Source organism: Natrinema soli, from assembly GCF_028618695.1.
In genome coordinates this window covers 1-1,573 of the sequence record NZ_JAQIVI010000545.1, presented here as the reverse complement: position 1 = coordinate 1,573, position 1,573 = coordinate 1, and the positions used below count along the sequence as shown (strand labels likewise).

General features: G+C 70.2%; 2 protein-coding genes. Both read right to left on the bottom strand.

The window, feature by feature from the left end; all coding sequences use genetic code 11:
* Positions 1-844, bottom strand: an 844-nt coding sequence (locus PGX04_RS26225) for an ABC transporter permease (RefSeq protein WP_273741182.1), incomplete at its 3' end; no start/stop codon positions are given.
* A partial coding sequence (locus PGX04_RS26220; RefSeq protein WP_273741181.1) for an FtsX-like permease family protein occupies positions 841-1,573 on the bottom strand: 733 nt, incomplete at its 5' end. The genes PGX04_RS26225 and PGX04_RS26220, both read right to left, overlap by 4 nt.

Below are 1,573 nucleotides of genomic sequence, written 5' to 3'. Positions count from 1 at the left end.
TCGCGAGCACCATCGTGCGCTCCTCGAGCATCGACTGGACCTGATTGTCGCTGGTCCGAACGTCGTACTCGGGATATGCCTCGCCGAGCTCGGCCGCCACGGCGTCGCGGTCGGCGTCGTCCGCCACGTCGGCGGTGAGGTAGGTCGCCCGATCGGTCCCCGACGTGCCGGCGATGGCCTGCAGGTCGCCCAGCGGGACCGTCACCGCCGGCGAGCCGAGGTACTGCGAGTAGTAGCCCGAGATCCCGATAACGGTAAGCTCGTTCGCCCCCGCCGTGTGTCGGCTGGTCCCGACGTAGACCGTATCGCCGACCGAGACGCCCAGTTCGTCGGCGACCCGCGGATCGAGAATGATCTCGTTGCGCTGGGGATCGTCGGGCGGGGGGCTCGCGGCGGTCTCCTCGTCGACCTCGAATCCGTGACCCGCCTCGAAGTCGAAGCCGTCGTGGGTCTCCTGGACGCCGACCGCGGGTCTGCGCTGGAGGTCCGACGGGTCCGTTCCGAGGTAGACATCGTACATCGCGATCGGAGAGGCCGAGGCGATATCGTCCCGCGCGGTGAGCTGGGCCGCCGTGCCGTGAGCGCCGGATATCGGGTTCTCCGTTCCGCCGGCGGTCGGATCGACCGGAGAGCGAGAGATCCAGATGTCCCGATCGGCGCTATCCAGTCCCTGCTCTCCCTTCTCGACGACGCCCACGCCGAGGCTCGCGAGCACGGTCACCGAGAGGACGGCCAGGGTGACCGCGAGCACGGTGAGGACGGTCCGACCGGGGGAGCGCCGGAGCTGTGCGAGCGCGAGTCCGATGACGGCTCGCGTTCGAACGATCGCTCCGCCGACGCTCATCGTCCCACCTCCGAGAGGACGGACGTTCGCGCGGCCACCGCGAGGGGATAGGGAACGGCGACAAGACCCGACAGGAGGGCGACGGCGATCGCGTACGGGACGAACAACGGATGGAACTGGGCGACCGCCCCGGGCGCGATGGTCGCGCTGGCAATCGCGTTGACGCCGACGATCCCTGCCGCGCCGAGGACGACTCCCGCGAGCGAGCCGACGAACGTGGTAATCCCCGTCGAAATCGCGACGACGGCGAGTCGGCCGCGAGTGGGAACGCCGATCGACTCGAGGACGGCCAGCGTCTGCCGGTCCTCGTCGACGGTCATGCCCATGGTCGTCGCGACGAACGACGCACAGATCGTCACGCCGACGACCAGCGCGATCACGCTGGTCGCGAACGCCAGGCCGTCCTCGAACAGCGCGGCGGGGTCGGTCCGTCCGGCGACCTCGACCGACGCGTCCGGATACGCGTCGGTGGCGGCCGACTGCGCGGCGTCGGTCTCGCCCCAGACCAATACCCGATCGGCGAGTTGGCCGTCTTCGGCCCCGGAAAGCGACTGGAGCTCACTCGTGTGCACGAGCGCGATCGGAGCACCGCCTTCGCCGCCCTCCCCGCCTTCGCCGCCCCCGGCGTCCCCGACAGCCGCCACCGTGACCGTTACTGCCGTCTCGTTCGACCGCATCGGTCCCCTCGAGACGTGCAGCTCGTCGCCGTCTGACGCGCCGAGTCGGTCG